Origin of the sequence: Microbispora sp. CL1-1, from assembly GCF_012034195.1 — a bacterium.
In the GTDB taxonomy this organism is placed as follows: domain Bacteria; phylum Actinomycetota; class Actinomycetes; order Streptosporangiales; family Streptosporangiaceae; genus Microbispora.
The window spans coordinates 1-20,462 of the sequence record NZ_JAATEK010000039.1 but is presented as its reverse complement, the minus strand read 5'-3'; the positions used below and the strand labels follow the sequence as shown (position 1 = coordinate 20,462).

Sequence of the window (20,462 nt, the reverse complement as noted above, 5' to 3'; positions counted from 1 at the left end):
CTCCGCGACGGAGTAGCGAGCCCGGCCGCGACGCGGGAAACTGAGCGCTCACCGAGTCACCGGGGGTTTCGCGTAGATGCGTACCGCGTTGTTCCCAGAGGGTTTCGTCTGGGGAGTGTCCACGTCCGCGTTCCAGATCGAGGGCGCCACCGACCTCGACGGCCGGGGCCCCTCCATCTGGGACGCCTTCCCGGGCGGGGCGTACGGCGACCCGGCCTGCGACCACTACGCGCGCCATGCGGAGGACGTACGGCTGATGCAGGACCTCGGCCTCTCGGCCTACCGGTTCTCGGTCAGCTGGCCGCGCGTGCTGCCCGAGGGGCACGGCCGCGTCAACGGCGCGGGGCTCGACTTCTACGACAGGCTCGTGGACGAGCTGCTCAGGGCGGGCATCGCGCCGTACGCGACGCTGTATCACTGGGATCTGCCGCAGGCGCTGCAGGACGCCGGGGGATGGACCGCACGGGACACCGCCCGCCGCTTCGCCGACTACGCCCAGGTCGTGTCCGACAGGATCGGCGACCGCGTGGACACCTGGTTCACGTTCAACGAGCCGTGGGTCGCCGCCTTTCTCGGCCACGCCTCGGGAGTGCACGCCCCCGGCCTGCGGTCGGCGGCCGACGCCTTCGTCAGCGCCCACCACATGCTGCTCGCGCACGGGCTTGGCCTGGAGGCGCTGCGCGCGCGGGGCGCCGCGCGGGCCGGCGTCGTGCTCAACCTCTCGCCCGTCCTCACCCCCGCGCAGCTCGGGGACATGTCCACCGGCATCCCCGAGGAGGACGCCGAGGCGGTGGCGCGGATCGACGCCCTGCACAACCGCCAGTTCCTCGAGCCGGTGCTGCGCGGCCGCTATCCCGCCGAGCTGCTGCCGCTGGTCGAGAAGGCCGCCGGGCTCGGCCACATCCACGACGAAGACCTCGACCTCATCGGCCGGCCCATCGACCTGCTCGGCGTCAACTACTACGCGCCCATCGCGGTGCAGGCCCAGCCCAGCGCCCCGGCCGACCCTGCCTTCCCGGGCAGCGAGGGCGTGCTGTTCTGCAGCGTGCCCACGGCCGTCACCGCGATGGGCTGGCCCATCATGCCGAGCGCCCTTTCCGTGCTCCTGCGGCGCCTGTCGGAGGAGTATCCCGAGACCGAGCTGATGATCACGGAGAACGGCGCGGACTTCGAGGACGTCGTCACCGCCGACGGCATCCACGACGTCGACCGGATCAGCTTCATCGAGGAGCACCTGCGCGCCCTGCGGGCCTCGATCGACGAGGGCGCCCGGGTGCGCGGCTATCTGCTCTGGTCGCTGCTCGACTGCGTCGAATGGGCGGACGGCTACCGGCGCAAGTTCGGCATCGTCCACGTCGACTTCACCACGCAGCGGCGGCTGCTCAAGGACAGCGCGCTGTGGTATCGCGACGTCATCAAGCGCAACGGGCTCGGGGCGGAGCGGCCGAAGCGGCCCACGCTCGAAACCGTCGCCGCCCGCGCGGGCGTCTCCCGGGCCACGGTCTCGCGGGTGGTGAACGGGGAGGCGCGGGTCAGCCCCGACGTGCGGGCCACCGTGCTGCGCGCGGTCCAGGAGCTGGGCTACGTGCCCAACGCCGCCGCCAGGAGCCTGGTCACCCGGCGGACCGACTCGGTCGCGCTCGTCCTGTCGGTGCCCCGGCACGGCGGCGAGGCGCTGATCTCTGCCGTCGTCCAGTACGTCACCAGCGTCCTCGAAGGGGCAGGCAAGCAGATCACGCTGATGCTCGCCGACACGGCCGAAAGCCACCGGCGCATCGTCCGGCACGTGGAGGCGCGGCAGGTCGACGGGGTCGTGCTCGTCCCCCCGGACGGCCCGGACACGCTCACCGAACGGCTCGCCCGCACCGGGGTGCCGGTCGTGCTGCTCGGCAAGCCCGCGATCGCCTCCCTGGTGCCGCACGTGGATGTGGACAACGCGGGCGGCGCGAGGGCGGCCACCCGGCACCTGCTCGACCGGGGCCGCCGTCGGATCGGCGTGGTCTGCGGCCCGATGGACCTCGTCGCCGTACAGGACCGGCTCAACGGGCACCTGGCGACGCTCCACGAGGACGGGCTGCGGCCGATGATCGCGCTCGCCGGCCTCGACGGCGAATCGGGGGCCGCCGCCGCCCGCGAGCTGCTGTCCGGCGGCCAGGCCCCGGATGCCGTGTTCGCGACCTCCGACGAGCTGGCGATCGGCGCGATGGAGGCGGCGCGTGAGAGGGGGCTGCGGGTGCCGGAAGACCTGGCGGTCGTCGGCTTCGGCGACATCCACGCCGCCTCGTGCACGACCCCGGCGCTCACCACCGTGCGGGTGCCCGCCGCGGACCAGGCCCTGGCCCTGGCGCGGCTGCTCCTGTCGCGCCTGGACGGCCGCCACACCAGCTCTGTCGTCCTCCCCACGCGCCTGGTGGTCCGCGCCTCGACATGACCGGACCTGCCGTCGAACTTTCGCGCCGTACGGCATAGGTTGTCTGATGTCGTCCCCCGGTGCGAAGGCAGGTCCAGGTGACTAACGAACTCAGCCACGAGCGGTTCGAGACCCTCAAGCGCGAATTCGAGGCGATCGACGGCGACGGTGACGGCTTCATCACCGAGGCGGAGCTGCGGGCGTACTTTCCCGGTCTGCCGCCGGAGGCGATCGGCGCGCTCGACCGCGACGCCGACGTGGACGCCGACGGCCGGTTCTCCCTGGAGGAGTTCATCCGCCTGACCGGGGCGCGCGACTGAGGCACCTCACCGAGCGCAGAAAAAGTGCGCCTCCCGCAAAAATACGCCTCACGCATCTTTGCGTCTCACGCAAGTAGTTGTATGGTGTTCTCGTGAGCAGGGGAGACGAGCGCCCGGGGCTGCGCGAGCGCAAGAAACAGGAGACGCGCATCGCACTGAGCTGGGCGGCGATCAAGCTCGCCGCGGAGCGCGGGCTGGAGAACGTACGCGTCGAGGACATCGCCGCGGAGGCGCGCGTGGCCCCGCGGACCTTCAACAACTACTTCTCCAGCAAGGGCGAGGCGATCGCCGCCAGGCACCTCGACCGCGCCCGTCTGATCGCACAGGAGCTGCGCCGCCGTCCGGCGCCGGAGCCTCTGTGGAAGGCCATCAAGAACGCCGTCGTCACCCAGCTCTCCCTGGGTGCGGAATACGGCGAGGGACAGCCGGACCAGCAGTGGCAGACCGGCATCCGCCTGATGATCAATGAGCCCTCGCTGCTGGGCGAGATGCTCAAGGCCAACGCGATCGCCGAGGAGGAGCTGGCCGCGGCGATCGCCGAACGGACCGGCACCGACGTCGACCGCGACGTCTATGCGCGCCTGGTGGCGGGCGCGGTAGGCGCCGCGATCCGGGTGGCGATGGACCAGTGGCTGCGGGCCGATCCACCGGTGCCCGTCAGACCGCTCATCGAAGACGCGCTCGACCGGCTCTCCGCCGGACTGCCCGAGCCTCTCACATAAACCCCGGGCACCTCGTACAAACCCCGGACCCCTCGTTACAACCCCGGGCCCTGACACAAGGACCCTCCGTACCGCGCTGTGACGTGCCGCGCCGGCACGCCACCCGGCCCTTCACGCCCTGACGCGGACGCCGTACGCGCCCGGCGCCGTCCCGTCATCAGCCATGCCGCGAAGTCGCCACACCGCGAGTTCGCCGTACCCCGAAACCGCCACGCCCCGCCACCGCCGTGCCCCGCCACCGCCGTGCCCCGAAACCGCCATGCCCCGAAACCGCCATGTCTTCCATTCGCCATGCCTTTCATTCGTCACGCCCGCCGAATCCCAAGGAGGACCGCCATGACCACCGACGTCGTGATCGCCGGAGCCGGACCGAACGGGCTGATGCTCGCCTGCGAGCTGAGCCTGGCCGGAGTGCGGCCGATCGTGCTGGAACGCCTGAACGGACAGGCCAAGGAGGACCGGGCCAACGGGCTCGTCGGCCAGGTCGTACGCGTTCTCGACCGGCGCGGCCTGTACGAACGCCTGAGCGGCGGCACCGAGCCGCCCCGGCCGAGCCCGGGCTTCGTGTTCGGCGCGATGCCCCTCGACCTGGGCAGGCTCGACGACAACTCGCTCTACACGCTGCAGGTGCCGCAGAAGCGCCTTGAGCAGATCCTCGAGGAGCGCGCCCGCGAACTCGGTGTGGAGATCCGCCGGGGACACGAGCTGACCGGCCTCTCCCAGGACGAGGACGGCGTCACCGCGGAGATCGCCGGCCCCGAGGGGCCCTACCGGCTGCGAGCCCGCTATCTCGTCGGCGCGGACGGCGGGCGCAGCGTCACCCGCAAGCTGTGCGCCATCGGCTTCCCCGGGGTGACCAGGGACGACTCGGTCTCCCGCACCGCGCATGTCACCGTGCCCGCCGAGCTGATCGATCCCGCCACCGGCGGGCTGAACGTGCCGGGCTACGGACCGATCCCCCCGTTCATGCACCACCGCACCGAGCACGGAATGTTCGCGTTCGCGCCGTTCCCCACCAAGACGCTCGTCAGCACGACGGAGTGGCACGGGGACGGCGGCGACCAGCCGATGAGCCTGGACGAGCTGCGGGAGAGCGCCCGCCGGGTCCTCGGTGGCGCCGACCTGCCGTTCGGGCCGCCCGAGGGCGCGGGGCCCCACCTGCTGCGCCGCCTCAACGGCGGCAACACCCGCCTGGCCGAGCGCTTCCGGGACGGCCGGGTGCTGCTGCTGGGCGACGCCGCGCATGTCCACAGTGCGATCGGCGGCCCCGGCCTCAACCTGGGCCTCCAGGACGCGGTCAACCTCGGCTGGAAGCTGGCCGCCGAGATCCGCGGCTGGGCCCCGCCCGGCCTGCTCGACACGTACGGGACCGAGCGGCGCCCGGCCGCGGAGCGCGTGGTCATGCACACCCAGGCGCAGGCGGCGCTCATCGCCCCCGGGCCGGAGGTCACCGCGCTGCGCGTGCTGTTCGGCGAGCTGCTGCGCGACGAGCGGACCATCAAGCACATCGCGGACATGATGTCCGGCGCGGACATCAGGTATGACCTCGAAGGAACCCACCCCCTGACCGGCCGTCCGGCCCCCGACCTCGTGCTGGAGACGGAGACCGGCTCCGTACGGCTGGCCGAGCTGACCAGGACCGCCCGGCCGCTGCTCATCGATCTGACGCCGGACGGCACGCTCGCTGGTGCCCTCGACGGCCGGCGCGACCACGTCGACCTGGTCACCGCGACGACGAGCCGGGAAGGCGTCCCGACCGGGCTGCTGCTGCGTCCCGACTGCTACGTGGCCTGGGCGTCGGACTCCCTCCGGCCCGACGCGAAGGAGCTCGACACCCTGCGTACGGCCCTGGCCTCCGCCTTCGGCCCCGCTCGCTGAAAGGTCAGGCGTCGCTGCAGGTCGGCCGTCAGCCGGTGGCGGCCGACAGCTCCGGGTTCTGCTGGCGGATGGGCGTGAAGAACGCGGCGACCGCGATCAGCAGGCAGGCCGCCCCCGCCAGCAGGCAGACCACCTCGACCCCGTGGTGCTGCGCGCCCCAGGTCAGCACGGCCGCCCCGGCCGGGCCCAGCGCGTAGTGGGTCATCCAGAAGGCCGAGGTGACCCTGCCGAGCAGATGGTCGGGGGTGACCTGCTGGCGCAGCGACATCGAGCAGATCCCGGCCACGCTGACGCAGGCGAGATAGGCGGCGGCCGTCACCCCGGCCACCGGGACGCCGGTGGACACGCCGAGCCCCATGATGGCGAGCCCGGCGACCGCGATCGCCCCGATCCACGACGCACCGAACCCCATCCGGCGGCGTACGGGACCGACGAGGAGCGAGCCGGCGACGGTGCCCAGCCCGGCGGCCGCGAGCACCACGCCCACGGCGCCGTCCGACTGGCCGAGGTCGTGCTTGAGGTGATAGATCAGCACGTCGGTCAGCCCGAGCGTCAGGAAGATGAAGAACGACAGCAGGACGGTCAGGGCACGCAGCACCGGCTGCCGCCACAGGAAGCGGGCCCCGGCGAGCAGCTCGTGCCAGGGCCCCCGCGCCGCTTCGTCCGCTTCCTCCGCTGACGGCGCGGGCTGCCGCCTGAGCCTGATCAGCAGGACGCCGAGCGCCGAGACCCCGAAGCTGGCCGCGTTGATCGCGATCGCGGCCGTGGGCCCGAACCAGCCCGCCACCACTCCCGCGAGCAGCGGCCCGCCGATCCCGGCCGCGGCGGCAGTGGCGCTCAGCCGCCCGTTGGCCTCGGTGATCCGGTCCGCGTCGACCAGGCCCCGCACCGCCGTGACGTACGCGACCTGGAAGACCATGCCGATCGCCTCGCTGAGCGGCAGGACCACGTAGAGCAGCCAGATTTTCGGCCCGAAGGCCCAGGCGACCGGGACGACGCCATACAGGGCCATCCGCGCCACGTCGCACCAGATCAGCAGGCGCCTGCGGTCGAGCCGGTCGACCAGCACCCCGGCGAAGATCCCCGCCACCACCGACGCGGCGCTCGCCACACCGGTCAGCAGGCCCATCTGCGCGACCGATCCGGTCACGTGCAGCACGAGCAGGGGTACGGCGATGAGGGCGAACGAGTCCCCCGCGACCGACAGCGTCTGGGATGCCCAGAACACGGTGAAGTTCCGGTCACGCCACAGTGATGGTCCATCTGGCACCCGACCATGCTGCCGTACGTCGTCAGGCGCGCGGACGGCGGACCACGGGCACGGGCTGGCCGCGGCGTGCGGCCTCGGCGCGCAGACGCTTGCTCAGCATCCGGCCCTGCCCGGCGAACGACCGGAACCGCTCTCGACCGCTCCCCGCGAGGCTCCAGTCGTTCAGGGCCCGCTCGACCCGTACGCTCAACCGGTCGCCCGTCCCCGTCGCTGTCCCGACGAGCACCACGTTCTCCTGCCACTCCATCGCCGGGCCGTGCCGGTGGAAGGTGAGGCACACCGGCCCCGCGACGGCGTCCACACCCGCGGGCAGCAGCAGGTCGAAGCCCTCCTCTGTGCGTACGGCCGATCGGGTGCGCACGGGCAGCGGCATGCCGCCGGCCATGGTGACGACGGGCTCGCCGAGGCGGGCCGCGCGGCCGGCGAAGGGCCGCCAGTCCGCCGGCGCGACGGACCGGCTCGGCAGCCGGGGGCCGTCCGGGGCGGGGTCGGAGACGGGCGCGGCCGCCGGACCGGGCCGGGTCCACACCTCCGGCGTCCGGGACAGGTCGCCCTCGGGCCACCAGACGATGCGCTCCGGGGTCACCTCCACGTAGACGCGGGCGAAATACCAGGCCAGCCGCTTCGTCAGGAACCACGGCATCCCGGCGAACCCGGAGCCCGTCTTGGCCAGGGACTCCCGGACGTACCTGTCGGTGTTGGCCTGCAGGTCGGCGTCGCGTACGGCGGCCCGGCCCTGCACGAGGACGACGGGCGGCCGGTCGAGGCCGCTGCCCACGGCGGAGGAGTAGAGCAGCGCGACGCGCGGGTCGCGGCGGGCCCGCTCCGCCTTGTCGGGATAGGTGAGGCCGGTGCTCACGTCGAGCGTGCCGCCCGCGCCGACGTACGGTGTGACCGGCCAGGTGACGGGCCGCCCGTCGCGGGTGAGCGAGGCGTACTCGCAGACGACGGCGCGCTCGAACAGCTCGGCCGCCTCGCGCGGCCAGGTGGTCAGGGTGACCATGGCATGACTCCAAGGGATCGGTTTCGCACGTGAAGCGTGCGCTTTTTCCCCCTTATGAGCACTTGTCGAGGGCTTGTCGGGCCCTTGACAGCCAGTAGCCGGCGCCCGCCTCCTCCAGGACGCGCACCGCCTCGCGCAGATGGGCCCGCGCTCCCGCGCGATCCCCCAGCGCCAGCAGCGCCTCGCCGAGGTGGCCGTCGTACGCCCCGTCGACCGTGGTACAGGAGCCGTTCACGTGCAGCAGGCCGGCGAAGGGACGGAACGCGTCGTAGACCTCCCGCACGACGTCCGGCTCGCCGAGCCGGATCGCCGCGTGCAGCCGGCACATGGTGGCCGTGGCCCATTGGTAGTCGCGCGGCGGCAGCGGGGTCTCCCGCAGGAGCCGCAGGGCCCGGTCACGCTCGCCCAGGTCCGCGAGCGCGCAGGCCAGGACGTAGGCGAACCCCGCCAGGCCCGTACGGCGATGCATCTCCTCGATCCAGGCCACCTCCGCGACGAGGCGGTCCTCCTGGATCAGCGTCTCGGCCCGCACGGTGAGCATGGCCACCTCGAAGTACGCGAGGTCGGAGAGGGACAACGTCGCCCTGACCGGCTCGAAATGGCGGGCCGGGTCGGGCACTCCCTGGAACAGGTCGAGCCCCACGTGCGCGATCGCCGCCTGCAGCGCCAGCGCCGGGTTGTGCAGGTCGCGCAGCAGGGCGTCGGTCTCCGTCAGCAGCTCGCGCGCCTGCGCCACCCGGCAGTGCTCGACGAGATGGGCGACGAGGTGGAGCTGTGCGATCACCCTGAGCTGGGGCGACAGATCCGGCTCCGCCAGCAGGCGCCGCGCGGTCTCGGCCTTCCGGTCCATGAAGTCCTGCCCCTGCATGGCGAGCAGCCGCAGGTGGAGCACGCGCCGCAGCAGCGCGGGGTCGCCCAGCCGCTCGGCCGCCGCCACGGCCTGCGACGAGACCCGGTCGATCTGGTCCTCGCCGCCGGTCTGCGCCAGCACCACGGCCCGTACGGCCTGCGCGGACGCCCAGGCGGGGGTGTCTTCCGGCAGCTCGCGCACGGCGCGGTCCATCGACTCCCGCAGGACCCGCACGTCCAGGTCGTGCCGGAAGGGGACCCAGACACCATGCCCCATCGCGATGTCGGCGGCCCGGACGGCCCGCTCCGGGTCGTCTCCCGCGAGGGCCAGCGCCTGGCCGATCGCCTCGTAGCCCTCGTCGTATCGCCCGGCGGCGTAGCGGCTCTCGGCCAGGCCCGCCGCGAGCTCGAACCGCTCGGCCGCCCCGGCCCCGGCGAGCTCGGCCGCCGCCAGCGCCTCCTGCCAGGATGCGGCCGCATCGTCGAGCGCGTGCCTGCGCATGGCCGCACGTGCGGCGCGTGCGGCGTAGTCCATCGCCATGCGGGCCGGCTCCGGGCCCAGCCCGGCCGCCGCCAGCCAGTGCCGCGCGATGGCCGCCGCCTGGTCGTCCCGGTCTCCGTACACCCGGGTGAGCACCCCGGCCAGCCGCGCGTGCACGCCCGCACGCCAGAGGCGGGAGCGGCGCGACAGCAACGCGTCGGTCACCAGGGCGTGCGCGAACGCGTATCCGCCCAGGCGTGTGCCCGACTCACGGAGCAGACCGGCCGCCAGCGCCGCGTCCAGCGACGGCACCAGGTCGCCCAGGTCGCGCCCGGCGACCTCGGCCATGACCCGCGCCTCGAACTCGTCGCCCGCGACCGCGGCCAGCTCCAGCAGGGCCGCCGTCTCCTCGCCCAGCCCGGCCACCCGGTGCAGCACGACGTCGAGCACGCCCTGCGGCAGCTCCTCGCCCGCCCGGGCCAGCTCGGTGAGGAAGAAGGGGTTGCCTCCGGTGCGTCCGCGCAGCTCCTCGGCCTTCCGGCTGCCCGGGTCACGGCCGGACAGCTCCAGCACGAGGGCGCGCACCTCCTCGGCCGCGAGCCCGTCGAGCCCCAGCCTGCGCGCGCCGAGCCGCGACAGCGCCGACAGGGTGGCGGTCAGCGCCGATGCCTCGTGCCGCCGGAAGCTGGCCACGACCAGCAGGCCCGGCCGCGCGACGGACGCGACGTGGACCAGCAGGCGCAGCGTCGCGTCATCGGCCGCGTGGACGTCCTCCAGGACGACGGCGACCGGGCCGAGATCGGCCAGGAACGCCGACACCGCCTCGAAGAACCGCAGCCGCGCCCCCTGCGCGTCGTACGCCGGGATCGCCTCGACCCCGCCCGACAGGAACGTGCGGACCTCCTCGGGCAGCACGGCCCCGGGCACCGCGTCCGCGAGATCGCGCAGCACCTGCTCCCACGGCCACAGGGCGGGCGCCGTCTCGTGGCCGGGGCTCGCTCCCCACCCCACCGGGACGCCGGCGGTCGCGCGGAACCTCCTGAGCAGGCTCGTCTTGCCGACCCCGGGCTCGCCGTCGACGAGCACGACCTGCCGGGCCGTGGACGCCGCCCGCACGGCACCGGCCAGGAACTCCAGCGCGCTCTCGCGTCCCACGAACGGCTCGTCGTCCACGGGCCGCCCGGGGGCGGGCCGCCTCGGGGGCAGCGCGACGGGCCGTGCCGCCGCGGTCAGCGCGGCGTCCTGGCGCAGCACGGCGGTCTCCAGCTCGCGCAGCCGGGGCCCGGGGTCGATGCCCAGCTCGTCCGCCAGCACCTCGCGCACCCTGCGCAGGCACTCCAGCGCCGCCGCCTGGCGGCCCGACCGATAATGGGCAAGCGCGAGCAGTTCCCAGGCTCGCTCCCGCAGCGGGTGATCGTGCACGAACGGTTCGAGCCGGGCGACCACGTCCGTGTGGCGGCCCAGCTCCAGCAGCGCCCCCGCCAGCCCCTCGACCGCGTCGAGCCGCAGTTGCTCCAGCCGGGCGATCTCGGGCCGCGCCCACTCCTCGGACCGCACGTCGGCGTACGCGTCGCCCCGCCACAGACCGAGCGCCTCGGTGAGCACGGCGACCGCCCGCTCGTGCCGTCCCTCGCCCAGATGCCTCGATCCTGTGGACACGAGGCGGTCGAAGTCCCGCGTGTCGAGGTCGATCCCGGCGGTCATCAGGCCGTACCCGTCCGCCGCGCTGACCAGGACCGTGGCCGGTGCGCCTGCCTTCCTGCCGGGTTCCAGGCGGCGGCGCAGGTTGGAGACGTACACCTGGAGGCTGCCCTGCGCGCTCGCGGGCGGGCCGCCGTCCCAGAGCCGGTCGGCCAGCACGTCCACCGGGAGCACCCGATCGGCGTTCATCACGAGGAGGGCCAGGAGCGCTCGCTGCTTCGGCGGCCCGGCCGGGACGGCCTGCCCGGCCACGACGAGTTCCATCGGACCGAGGACGTTCAGCCGCACGGGCCAATGCTAGGGAGAGGGCGTGAACCGGTCCAGCGGCTCCTGGACGCCCGTGGGGGCCCTTCGTGCCCGGGGCCCCGCGGGTTCACTTCGCGGAGCTCGGCTCGATCTCCGCCCGCATCGGCTGCCAGGGCGACGCGTCGAACACCAGCATGATCGAAACGATCTTGCCGTCGTCCAGGCGGAAATGCTCGGCGGTGCGCTGCGTACCGGCCGGCGTCGCGGTGTGCACGTCGTAGACGAGCGTCGCCTCGGCGTCGCCGTACAGCTCACTGATGAGGTCCACCCCCGTCACGATCGACACGAACCCCGGCAGCGTCGCCAGATGCCCGGCCCGGTCGCCGGAGGCGAAGAACGGGCTCTCGAACCGGAAGGGCTCCCCCAGATGCGCCGCGGCGGCGGTCGCGTCCCCGCGGAATCGGGCCTCGTGATACCCGCGTACGGCGCGGCGCGTCTGTTCCAGGGTGGTCATGGGCGGGTTCCGATCTGACGGAGGTGGGCGGAGAGGCGCTGCTGGTTGACGGCCAGGCGCAGGCACAGATCACGCAGGACGACCAGCTCCTCGGGCGTGAACCCCTGGAACAGCGCCTTCATGGCGAGTTGCGATGGTCTGCGGAAGTCCTCGATCCATGTCCGGCCGGCCGGGGTGATCTCGGCGAGGACCGAACGCCGGTCGCCCGGGTCGGGCACCCTGCGGACCAGCCCGTCGCGTTCGAGGGTGTCCACCAGGCCGGTGACGTTGCGGGAGCTGACCCCGGCGGCCCGCGCGAGCTCGCCGATGCTGATCCCCTGCTCGCGCGCGGCGAGCCGGATCAGCAGGTCGAGAGCGCCCGCGCTGAGTCCTCTGCCCTCGGAGCCATGGGAGCGGAGGCGCTCGACCGCGTGAGACGCGGTGCGGACCGCCGCGCTCGCCTCGAACGCGGGCAGATCACCGTCGTCACCGGCGATCCACGCCATCGCCGCTCTGGCCCGTGGGTCGAAGAGGAAGCCGTCGGGATCGTGCTCATAGGAATCTACGTCCTTCATAGTAAGAACATAGATTAGTACGTACTTCCAGATTTGGCGACACACTGCGGGAAAGGCAGGCCGGCGGCCCGGGGTTCAGCGGGGTGGGACCTCGTCGTCGGCGGCCGCCTCCGCCACACAGGCCGCTTCCACACTGCCGGTGTCCGCCTCCACGCAGGCCGCCTCCACGCCGCGGGTGGCCACCTGCTGGAGCAGGCCGAAGAGGGTCTCGCGCTGGTCGTGGTCGAGCGCGCCGAGCACCTCGTCCTCGACCGCCGCCAGCGCGCATTCGGCCTTCGCGAGCCGCTCCGCCCCGGCTTCGGTGAGCTCGACGATGTGCCTGCGGCGATCCTCCGGCGACCGCCGGCGCTCGATCAGCTTCTCGGCTTCGAGGTCGTTGAGCAGCCCGACGACGTTAGTCCCGTCCATCTCCAGCGTGCTCGCGAGCGCCTGCTGGGTGCTGCCGCCCCGGGCCCGCAGCACCGTGAGGGCGACGAGATGGCGGGGACGCAGGCCGAGCGGCGCGAGCACCGACTCGGAACGCAGACGCAGACGCCGCGCGAGGTGTTCGAGCAGCGCACCGCACCGGTGCACCGGTTGTTCAGGCCGTCTGGGCTGTTCGGGTTGTCCGATCTGTTCGACGACGGGCGGGGACGTCATGAATCAACTCTAGCCGACTTGACCTGCGATAGACAGAGAGCTAATCATTGGTCCTACGTCAACCATCTTCGAAAGGTTAAGAGATGCCTCATCTGTTGCACATCGACGCGAGCATCCAGGGCGAGCGTTCGGTCAGCCGCAAGCTCACCGCGCGGGCCGTCGCCGCCTGGCGCGCCGCGCATCCCGGGGGTACGGTCGCCTACCGCGACCTGGGCAGCAGCCCGCTCCCGCATCTCGACCAGGAGAGCGGCCTTGCCCGGGTGGTCCCGCCGGAGCAGCACACTCCTGCGCAGGCGGCCTCGTGGAGGTTGACGGAAGAGCTGGTCGGCGAGGTGAAGCAGGCCGACACGATCGTGCTCGGGCTCCCGCTCTACAACTACGGGCCGCCGAGCAGCGTCAAGTCCTGGGTCGACCACCTCATCGCCCCCGGGCTGTCGTACGACCCGACGACGAACCAGGGCCTGCTGGGCGGGCGCGAGTTCCTGGTCCTCGCGAGCCGTGGCGGCGGCTACCAGCCGGGAACCCCCCGCGAGGGATGGGACCACGCGGAGCCGTGGCTGCCGCACGGCCTGTCCATGACGGGCCTGGAGCCGCGCTTCATCACGGCCGAGCTCACCCTCGCCCACGTCACACCGGCGATGGCCGAGCTGATTCCGCTGGCGGAAAAGAGCCTCGCGGCAGCGGAGCAGGCGATCGACGGCCTCTGGGCCCCCGTCGCCGCATAAGGACTCCGGCAGGACTCCGGCATTCGACCGGCATTCGACCGGCATTCGACCGGCTTCGACCGGCGAAGGCCCCTTCCCGGGCGAGGGAAGGGGCCTTCGCCATCGAAAGCGCGGGCGACCGGCGTTCACCCGCTCCCTCGACGGCCGGCTACAGGAACATTTCGAAGCGGGACGAACTCCCTGCCGGGCCGAATGAGAACTATCGTGACCAGCATGGAAAATGCCCCTCAGCGTCGGGACTCCCCCACGTCTCACCTGCGCGCCTCGGACCAGAACAGGGACCAGGTCGCCGCCCTGCTCGGCGAGGCCCTGAGCACGGGTCAGCTGAGCCACGACGAATACTCCGAGCGGCTCGACAGCCTCTATCAGGCCAAGACCGTGGGAGAGCTCGAGCTCCTCACCCAGGATCTCCAGGTCGAGCGGCACCGCTCCGCCACGAGCCCGGCGTCCTTCACGGCGGGCGCCAGCGCCATCTCCTACGCGCCGGGCGAGAGCACCCAGCCCGACAACGTCGTCGCCATCTTCGGCGGCGCCGAGCGCAAGGGCCGCTGGCGGGTACGGCGGAAGACCACGGCGCTGGCCGTCTTCGGCGGCATCAAGTTCGACCTGTCCGAGGCCGTGTTCGAGGCGAAGGAGGTCGAGATCACCGTCAACGCCATCTTCGGCGGTGCCGAGATCATCCTCCCGGAGGGGGTCGAGGTGCGCTGCGAGGGCGTCGGCATCTTCGGCGGCTACGACGTGCACAACAGCCCGGACGCCGACCCGTCGGCGCCGGTGATCGTGATCAAGGGCATGGCGCTGTTCGGCGGAGTCAGCGGCAGGTTCCGCCGCCACCGCGACCGCTGACCTCTCCAGGAGGCCCCGCGAGGAGCTCTCAAAAAATGGGTGGACGGCACTGATAGCGTCCTAAAACGTGACAATCCATGACATCGACTGGCATGTCGCGTACGGATGCGCCGAGGTGGGGGCGACGGACCCGGCCGGCGACGCCACCGGGGACCGGCGACGGATTGTCAGCGGTGCAGGCGACCGGCCCGCGCAGTTCGGCCTCGCGCCGTGACCTACCGGCACGCGACCGTCCGGGCGGACTACGCCGATCTGGCCGGCGGCGCGGTGCTGCACTCGGCTCCGGGGTTCCCCGCCTTCCCCGTACGGCTGGCCAGCGAGATGTTCCAGCGCGCGATGGCGCTGCGAGGCGGCGGCAACGCCACGGTGTGGGATCCGTGCTGCGGCAGCGGCTATCTGCTGACCGTGATCGGGCTGCTGCACCGACGCCGGATCTCGGCCGCGCTGGCCTCCGACATCGATCCGGCCGCCGTCGAGCTGGCCGAGCGGAACCTGGCCCTGCTGACGCGCGCCGGGCTGATGGCACGTGCCGCCCATCTCGGCGAACAGGCCGCGCGCTGGGGCCGCGCCTCCCACACCACGGCGGCCGAGGCGGCGCACCGGCTCGCGGACACGCTCAGCGGCGACGGCGGTGACCTGCCCAACGCCGTGTATCAGGCCGACGTTTTCGACGCCGGCCGGCTCCGCCGTTTCCTCTCCGTACGCCCGCCGGACGTGGTCATCACCGACGTGCCCTATGGCGAGCAGACGTCCTGGCACGGCCCCAACGGCGCGGACGGGGTCGTCGGCATGCTCGACACCCTCGGCTCGGTGCTCGGCGAGAACGCGGTGATCGCGGTGGCGGTCCGCGGACGGAAGGCGCCGCGCACCGACCGCCTGCGTACGTGCGGGTCCTTCAAGATCGGCACCAGAACGGTCGCCCTCCTGCGGCCCGAACCCTGAGGCGACGGAGCCGGCTACGCGATCCCGGCGGTCGCCCACCTCCGGCGGATCAGTTCGGCCGGCTCGGCCGTGTCCCACGGCCTGGACGGTAGGTCACAGGCCAGTGGCGCTGCTGCGGCGTTCGATGAAGACGACGTCGCGCCAGCGGCCGTGGTGGCGGCCGATGCGGTGGCGGGTGCCGACGACGCGGAAGCCGGCCTTCTCGTGGAGGCGCAGGCTGGCGGTGTTCTCGGGGAAGACGCCCGACTGGATGGTCCAGATGCCCGCGGTCTCGGTCGACTGGATGAGCGCGTTCAGGAGCGCCGGCCCGATTCCCCGGCCGCCGTGGTCTGGGTGGACATACACGGAGTGCTCGACCACCCCGGCGTACACACAGCGGGACGAGACGGCGCTGACCGCGATCCAGCCGACGACCTCCCCGCTGGCGGTGTCCACGGCGACGTGCCGGTGAAGCGGCAGCTTCGCGGCGTCGAACGCCCGCCAGTCCGGCGCCGTGGTCTCGAAGCTGGCGTTCCCCCCATCGAGACCGGCCTGGTAGATCGCGAGCACCCGCGCCGCGTCGCTCTCCCGCATCGGACGGATGGTCACGCCGGACGGCGCCGCGGGCGTGGCCGCCCGGATGATCGCCGAGTGGAGCCCCCCGGCCGCGGCGTGCGTGCGCGTGATCGTGTACGTGGTGAACCCGGCCTTCGCGAGCAGGGCGCGATACTCGGATTCGGTGAGGGTGCCGACGGTGCAGCCGACGAGGCGTTCGGCCTCGGCACGCTGGGCGGGGTCGAGCCCGTCGTCGGCGATGACGTCGGAGACACCGAGCCTGCCGCCGGGCCTGAGGACGCGGAAGGCCTCGGCGAGCACCCGGGGTTTGTCGGCGGACAGGTTGATGACGCAGTTGGAGATGACGACGTCCACGCTGTCATCGGGAAGCGGGACGTCTTCGATGTGGCCGTGCAGGAACTCGACGTTGGCCGCCCCGGCCTCGGCGGCGTTGGCCTTGGCCAGCTCGATCATCTCGGGGGTGGCGTCCAGGCCGTACGCCTTGCCGGTCGGGCCGACCCTGCGGGCCGACAGCAGGACGTCGATGCCGCCGCCCGATCCCAGGTCGAGGACGGTCTCGCCGGGCTGGAGATCGGCGACGGCGACCGGGTTGCCGCAGCCGAGGCTGGCCCGGAGGGCTCCGTCGGGCAGGCCGGTGGTGTCGTCGTAGCCGGCCGCGCCGAAGCATCCGCCGGTGACCTCCTGCGGCTCGACGACCCGCTCGCCCGCCTGCGCGGCTCTGGCCAGTTCGCCGTAGCGGGCGACGACGCCGGCTCTGACCTCTTCCACGTTCTCGGACATGAGCCTCTCCATCTTTGATGGTGCCCGTGGTCAGGCCGTACCGGCGAGGGCGGGCGACGCCGGGCCGATCAGCGCCGACATGCGGGCCAGGACCACGGGCTTGATCCAGTAGTACACCCAGGTACCCCGGCGTTCTGAGTCGATCAGCCCGGCCTGCTTGAGCACCTTGAGGTGGTGGCTGATCGTGGGCGGGGTCAGGTCGAAGGCCGCCGTCAGGTCGCACACGCAGGTCTCGCCGCCCTCGTGGCAGGCGATCAGCGACAGCAGGCGCAGCCGTACGGGGTCGGCGATCGCCTTGAACAGCGGCGCCAGCTCGGCGGCCTCGCTCTCCGACAACGGCGCGCACGCCAGCGGCGCGCAGCAGGCCGCATCGGGCACGCCCGCGTCGATGATCGGCAGCTCATGCTTCGACATGTCTCTAATTTGACACAGGTCTATGCAGAGCCACAAACTCCGGGTATCCATTGATTAGAAGTTCATCGAAGCAAGCAGTCAGTCCGGCCGCTATAGGAGGACACCCATGTCCCGCGTCCAACTCGCTCTGCGCGTCGCCGACCTCGAAGGCTCGATCGCGTTCTACTCCAAGCTGTTCGGCGTCGAGCCCGCCAAGCGGCGGCCCGGGTACGCCAACTTCGCCATCGCCGAGCCCCCGCTCAAGCTCGTCCTGCTGGAGGGCGAGGCGGGCGAGCCGACCCGGATGGACCACCTCGGCGTCGAGGTCGAGGACACCGCCCAGGTCACCGCCGCGACCGAACGCCTGAAGGAGGCCGGCCTCGCGACCTTCGAGGAGAACGACACCACCTGCTGCTACGCCCTGCAGGACAAGGTGTGGGTCCACGGTCCCGGCAACGAGCCCTGGGAGGTGTACGTGGTCAAGGCCGACGCCGACAGCCTCACCAAGCAGGCCGACCCCGTCTGCTGCGCCACGGACGATGCCCAGAACGAGACGGCGAGCACGGACAAGTCCTGCTGCTAGGCGGGATCGACGACGGTCCTGCCTGTCCGTGTGGCGTCAGAGAGACATCCAGCAGTACAGGTGGTGCCGGTGCCGGGTGGCCCGTACCGCGAGATCGCGCAGGTCGTGGAGGAGCTCTGCGAGGTCGGCCGGGTCCGCGTGGCCCCAGAACTCCTCCGTCTCGGACCAGGGCTGCGCTACGGCGCGGATCCGGTCATCGGTGGTGGCGGCGAGTGCCGAGGTGAACTCGTCGGTGACGGTCATGACTCCCTGCCCTCCGTCCTCGCTGAATCTCAGCGGGGCGGAGTGCCGGGGCCGCGCGGTGATGTCCTCGTATCGGCCGCCGGTGAGCAGCGCTTCGAGAGTTCCCATCATCACGTGCGGGTCGATGTTCTTGAGTTCGGCGCTGTCCTTCGGCTCCACGCCGGGAGGCGGGCAGGTGGGACCGGCCGGCCAGTCGAAGACGTCCACGGCCTCGCCGTCCGTGGCCGCCCTGAAATAGTCGTAGAGGACTCCCATGATCGGGCAGAGTGCCAGGAACCGGGCTGACTGTCATCACCACAGCTCCGCCGTCGCGAGCCGCGGCGGCGGGAGCGCCTTCACCAAAGCCCGCCCTCATCGTGGACGGAATGTCATCCCTGCCCCGTCTCACGCCAGTTGATCGACCAATCGAGATCCTGGCCCTGATATCGGATCGTGGGAGTGCCTTCCACTCCTCTGCTGAAGCCCAAGGCGGTGACGTCGTCGGCCCGCTTCGCGGTCTCCGGAGACGTGAGACACTCGGCGAACTCCTCGGCCGGAATGCCGACCTTGCTCGCGAGCTGCACGAGCTGCTCGTTGGGGAACCCGCCCTTCTGTAACTCGTCCGGCTGGTGGGCGTACAGCTCGTCGTGATATCTCAGCCATTTGCTCGGGTCCCGGACGCAAAGTGAGGCGATCAGAGCCCGTCGGGAGTTCTCCCGAGTGATCGGCATGTCGTCCTGGAAGATGGTCATCGGGTGGATCATGACGGCTATCTCGCCTTTGACGGCCAATTCCCGCACGAACGCGCCGTTGTCGCCCTGCTCGAACTCCAGGCACACCGGGCACTGGTAGTCCTCGTAGATCTCCATCGTGGGACCCGCCACATCGAGCTGAGCTATGCGGACGGTGCCATCCTGCTCCAACGTGACCAGGCGGTCGACGAGGGCGGCAGGCACGCCGGCAGGTGGAGCCGCGGCAGGCGTTTCAGGCGTGCCGCACCCTGCCACCACCGCCGAACATGCAAAAGCAACAAAGAACCTGAGAAGCCGCTGCGGACGCGGAGCCATACACACCTTCAAGATCTCAACAAGTGCCGAAGCGGCAACTCTAGTGATCTATGCGCATATGGCTCCACCCTGTTTGCGGGAGACCACCACGACATGCGCTGGCGAGATCACCCAGCGGGATCCGTTTCTCTACCTCGGTTGGAGTACGCGCGTCATCCAGATCGTGTTGCCGCGTTCGGCGTCCTCGGTGATGCGGCCGCTCCAGTGGAAACCGAGCTTCTCGAGGACGCGGAACGAGGGGGCGTTCCACTCCCGTACGGTCGCCCAGAGCCGTCGCCGCCCCGTACGCGTCGCGGCTTCGACGATCGCACGCGCGGCCTCTGTCGCGTACCCATGGCCGTGCGCTCGTCGTGCCAGCTCATAGGCGATCTCGGGTTCGTCGAAAGACGCCTGGCCGACGGTCAATCCGCAGTACCCGATGAACTCACCGGTGTCTCGCAGCTCGATCGGCAGCAATCCGAGCCCTCGATCCGCCATCAGCGGGTTGTCGACGAGCCGGCCGCGCATGTCCTCGACCGTCGGGCGCCCCTCGGCGTCGATCCGCCGTAGCGCTCGCGCATCCCGCTCAAGCCACAACCCGCGATACTCCTCGGCATCCGACGGCATCCACCGCCGCAGCCGGAGCCGCTCGGTCACCAACTCCGCCGGCAGAGCGTCATAGATCGCCACCCGACCAACCTAACCGGGCGCATCCAATCCTCACGTCCTCGCGTTTTGAGCAGGTTCCGCAGCCCCCGGGACAGCTCCCGCGTACGGCACCGACCGGCCTCCCGCCCTCGTCTGCTTCAACGACACCGGGCACCTCCGAAAATCCTCTGGGAAAGTTTCAGCACGTGCCCGATAAAGCCGCAGGTCACCTCGCAGGAGAACGGCGACGAACAACGCGACCTATACCGATATCACCCGCGCTGCAATGCTTCGCAGTGGAAGTTCGGCACGACATCCACGGTCAGGAGATTAAGTGCGGAAACTCAGAGCTTTAGCCGTCGCCGGCGCTTTGGTCAGTGGGCTGGCGGTCACCGCGACCGCCGTCCCCGCACACGCCGATACGCTTCGCAACGTCTACTACTACTCGTCCGACTGCTATCGGTACGGGGACTACGGCGTCCAGAACCACTTGTGGGACTGGTACCACTGCGAATACCAGTATAACTTCTGGTTCCTTTACAGCGTCCCATAAATCTCTCCACGGCCCCGACCGGATTCAGCCGGCCCGGGTTCCCTGGTCGCCGGGCAGAAACAACCTGGCCCGGCGACCAGCCCGTTCATTCGCCTGATACAGCCCGTCGGCGGCCGAGCCGAGCATTGGGCCATGCCTGGATATCATCGCCGATCATGACGTCATGGAGTGTGAGATACCGCGCCGGCGAATGCTTCGCCGTCTGGGACGAGCTTCGTGCGTACGGCCCCGATGGCGTTCCCGATGCGCTTCACGAGGACGCCGAAGAGGTCGCGCGAGAGACCATGAGACGCGTCGCGGCCAACGTGGACGTCATCGTGGAGCGGCTCACCGCGGTGGGCTATGCCTTCGCCTATCCCGAAGATGCCCGGCAGACCCCCATCTCCAGGCTCTTACCTATGGCGAGACTGGGAATCATGGGGTGGCGATTTCGAGCAGGGGTGCGCCTGTACTGATCCCGGAGAAGAGCACCGCTGTCGATTTCACTCGGAAGGCTTCCCCTTCTCCTTGCGCCGGATGAATTTCACAAGGCGAATGTCAGCGGTGGTGAGCAGAACATCCTGCTTCCGAGCACGAGACACA

The 20,462-nt window shown here is 71.3% G+C and carries 21 protein-coding genes; 10 read left to right on the top strand and 11 right to left on the bottom strand.

Annotated elements, in window-relative coordinates; translation table 11 throughout:
- Positions 1 to 76: 76 nt before the first annotated feature.
- From HCK04_RS44410 to HCK04_RS32085, 4 genes are all read left to right on the top strand, one after another.
- A complete protein-coding gene (locus HCK04_RS44410; protein ID WP_142651127.1) occupies positions 77 to 2,431 on the top strand; it encodes a GH1 family beta-glucosidase in 2,355 nt (784 codons plus the stop codon).
- A gap of 77 nt (positions 2,432 to 2,508) precedes the next feature.
- Complete coding sequence (locus HCK04_RS32095; protein ID WP_142651126.1) at positions 2,509 to 2,730, top strand: EF-hand domain-containing protein; 222 nt, start codon at positions 2,509 to 2,511, stop codon at positions 2,728 to 2,730.
- Positions 2,731 to 2,822: 92 nt separating this feature from the next.
- Positions 2,823 to 3,452 (top strand): TetR family transcriptional regulator, encoded by a 630-nt coding sequence (locus HCK04_RS32090; RefSeq protein ID WP_142651125.1) that lies wholly within the window; start codon positions 2,823 to 2,825, stop codon positions 3,450 to 3,452.
- Positions 3,453 to 3,788: 336 nt separating this feature from the next.
- Positions 3,789 to 5,330, top strand: coding sequence for an FAD-dependent monooxygenase (locus HCK04_RS32085; protein ID WP_142651124.1), 1,542 nt, complete (start codon positions 3,789 to 3,791; stop codon positions 5,328 to 5,330).
- A 28-nt stretch (positions 5,331 to 5,358) separates the two neighbouring features.
- Here HCK04_RS32085 and HCK04_RS32080 read toward each other — a convergent pair whose 3' ends face one another.
- The 6 genes from HCK04_RS32080 to HCK04_RS32055 form a co-directional block, all read right to left on the bottom strand.
- Positions 5,359 to 6,600, bottom strand: coding sequence for an MFS transporter (locus tag HCK04_RS32080; protein ID WP_142651123.1), 1,242 nt, complete (start codon positions 6,598 to 6,600; stop codon positions 5,359 to 5,361).
- A 22-nt stretch (positions 6,601 to 6,622) separates the two neighbouring features.
- Positions 6,623 to 7,603, bottom strand: a complete 981-nt coding sequence (locus HCK04_RS32075; protein WP_142651122.1) for a pyridoxamine 5'-phosphate oxidase family protein — start codon at positions 7,601 to 7,603, stop codon at positions 6,623 to 6,625.
- A 52-nt stretch (positions 7,604 to 7,655) separates the two neighbouring features.
- A complete protein-coding gene (locus tag HCK04_RS32070) occupies positions 7,656 to 10,922 on the bottom strand; it encodes a BTAD domain-containing putative transcriptional regulator (protein WP_142651121.1) in 3,267 nt (1,088 codons plus the stop codon).
- An 85-nt stretch (positions 10,923 to 11,007) separates the two neighbouring features.
- Positions 11,008 to 11,394, bottom strand: a complete 387-nt coding sequence (locus tag HCK04_RS32065) for a hypothetical protein (protein ID WP_142651120.1) — start codon at positions 11,392 to 11,394, stop codon at positions 11,008 to 11,010.
- Positions 11,391 to 11,948 (bottom strand): MarR family transcriptional regulator, encoded by a 558-nt coding sequence (locus HCK04_RS32060; RefSeq protein ID WP_142651119.1) that lies wholly within the window; start codon positions 11,946 to 11,948, stop codon positions 11,391 to 11,393. The genes HCK04_RS32065 and HCK04_RS32060 overlap by 4 nt, the downstream gene beginning before the upstream one ends.
- Positions 11,949 to 12,023: 75 nt before the next feature.
- Positions 12,024 to 12,587, bottom strand: coding sequence for a MarR family winged helix-turn-helix transcriptional regulator (locus HCK04_RS32055; RefSeq protein ID WP_142651118.1), 564 nt, complete (start codon positions 12,585 to 12,587; stop codon positions 12,024 to 12,026).
- Positions 12,588 to 12,670: 83 nt separating this feature from the next.
- On the opposite strand from HCK04_RS32055, the gene HCK04_RS32050 reads away from it, so the two are divergent.
- The 4 genes from HCK04_RS32050 to HCK04_RS32035 all read left to right on the top strand — a co-directional run bounded on the left by HCK04_RS32050 (position 12,671) and on the right by HCK04_RS32035 (position 15,100).
- Positions 12,671 to 13,312 carry an NAD(P)H-dependent oxidoreductase gene (locus HCK04_RS32050; protein ID WP_142651117.1) on the top strand — a complete coding sequence of 214 codons (642 nt, stop codon included), beginning with the start codon at positions 12,671 to 12,673 and terminating at the stop codon, positions 13,310 to 13,312.
- Between the two features lie 213 nt (positions 13,313 to 13,525).
- Complete coding sequence (locus tag HCK04_RS32045) at positions 13,526 to 14,158, top strand: DUF1707 domain-containing protein (RefSeq protein WP_142651116.1); 633 nt, start codon at positions 13,526 to 13,528, stop codon at positions 14,156 to 14,158.
- Between the two features lie 67 nt (positions 14,159 to 14,225).
- On the top strand, positions 14,226 to 14,372 hold the full coding sequence (locus HCK04_RS44405) for a hypothetical protein (protein WP_168066440.1): 147 nt from the start codon (positions 14,226 to 14,228) through the stop codon (positions 14,370 to 14,372).
- The gene (locus HCK04_RS32035) at positions 14,369 to 15,100 is read left to right on the top strand and encodes an rRNA methyltransferase (protein ID WP_142651115.1); all 732 of its coding nucleotides are present in this window, start codon (positions 14,369 to 14,371) and stop codon (positions 15,098 to 15,100) included. The genes HCK04_RS44405 and HCK04_RS32035 overlap by 4 nt, the downstream gene beginning before the upstream one ends.
- A 93-nt stretch (positions 15,101 to 15,193) precedes the next feature.
- Here HCK04_RS32035 and arsM read toward each other — a convergent pair whose 3' ends face one another.
- Together arsM and HCK04_RS32025 are read right to left on the bottom strand one after the other, a co-directional pair.
- On the bottom strand, positions 15,194 to 16,435 hold the full coding sequence (arsM, locus tag HCK04_RS32030) for an arsenite methyltransferase (RefSeq protein WP_142651114.1): 1,242 nt from the start codon (positions 16,433 to 16,435) through the stop codon (positions 15,194 to 15,196).
- Between the two features lie 30 nt (positions 16,436 to 16,465).
- The gene (locus HCK04_RS32025; RefSeq protein WP_142651113.1) at positions 16,466 to 16,849 is read right to left on the bottom strand and encodes a metalloregulator ArsR/SmtB family transcription factor; all 384 of its coding nucleotides are present in this window, start codon (positions 16,847 to 16,849) and stop codon (positions 16,466 to 16,468) included.
- 106 nt (positions 16,850 to 16,955) lie between these two features.
- On the opposite strand from HCK04_RS32025, the gene HCK04_RS32020 reads away from it, so the two are divergent.
- Positions 16,956 to 17,411: an ArsI/CadI family heavy metal resistance metalloenzyme gene (locus tag HCK04_RS32020; protein ID WP_142651112.1), complete on the top strand. Its 456-nt coding sequence runs from the start codon at positions 16,956 to 16,958 to the stop codon at positions 17,409 to 17,411.
- Between the two features lie 36 nt (positions 17,412 to 17,447).
- On the opposite strand, the gene HCK04_RS32015 is transcribed toward HCK04_RS32020, so the two are convergent.
- From HCK04_RS32015 to HCK04_RS32005, 3 genes are all read right to left on the bottom strand, one after another.
- Positions 17,448 to 17,909 carry a hypothetical protein gene (locus HCK04_RS32015; RefSeq protein ID WP_142651111.1) on the bottom strand — a complete coding sequence of 154 codons (462 nt, stop codon included), beginning with the start codon at positions 17,907 to 17,909 and terminating at the stop codon, positions 17,448 to 17,450.
- A gap of 113 nt (positions 17,910 to 18,022) precedes the next feature.
- Positions 18,023 to 18,589 carry a thioredoxin domain-containing protein gene (locus tag HCK04_RS32010; protein ID WP_168066438.1) on the bottom strand — a complete coding sequence of 189 codons (567 nt, stop codon included), beginning with the start codon at positions 18,587 to 18,589 and terminating at the stop codon, positions 18,023 to 18,025.
- Between the two features lie 240 nt (positions 18,590 to 18,829).
- Positions 18,830 to 19,369, bottom strand: coding sequence for a GNAT family N-acetyltransferase (locus tag HCK04_RS32005; protein WP_142651109.1), 540 nt, complete (start codon positions 19,367 to 19,369; stop codon positions 18,830 to 18,832).
- A gap of 666 nt (positions 19,370 to 20,035) precedes the next feature.
- Between HCK04_RS32005 and HCK04_RS32000 the strand changes: the two genes are divergently transcribed.
- Positions 20,036 to 20,335 (top strand): hypothetical protein, encoded by a 300-nt coding sequence (locus HCK04_RS32000; protein ID WP_142651107.1) that lies wholly within the window; start codon positions 20,036 to 20,038, stop codon positions 20,333 to 20,335.
- Positions 20,336 to 20,462 lie beyond the last annotated feature (127 nt).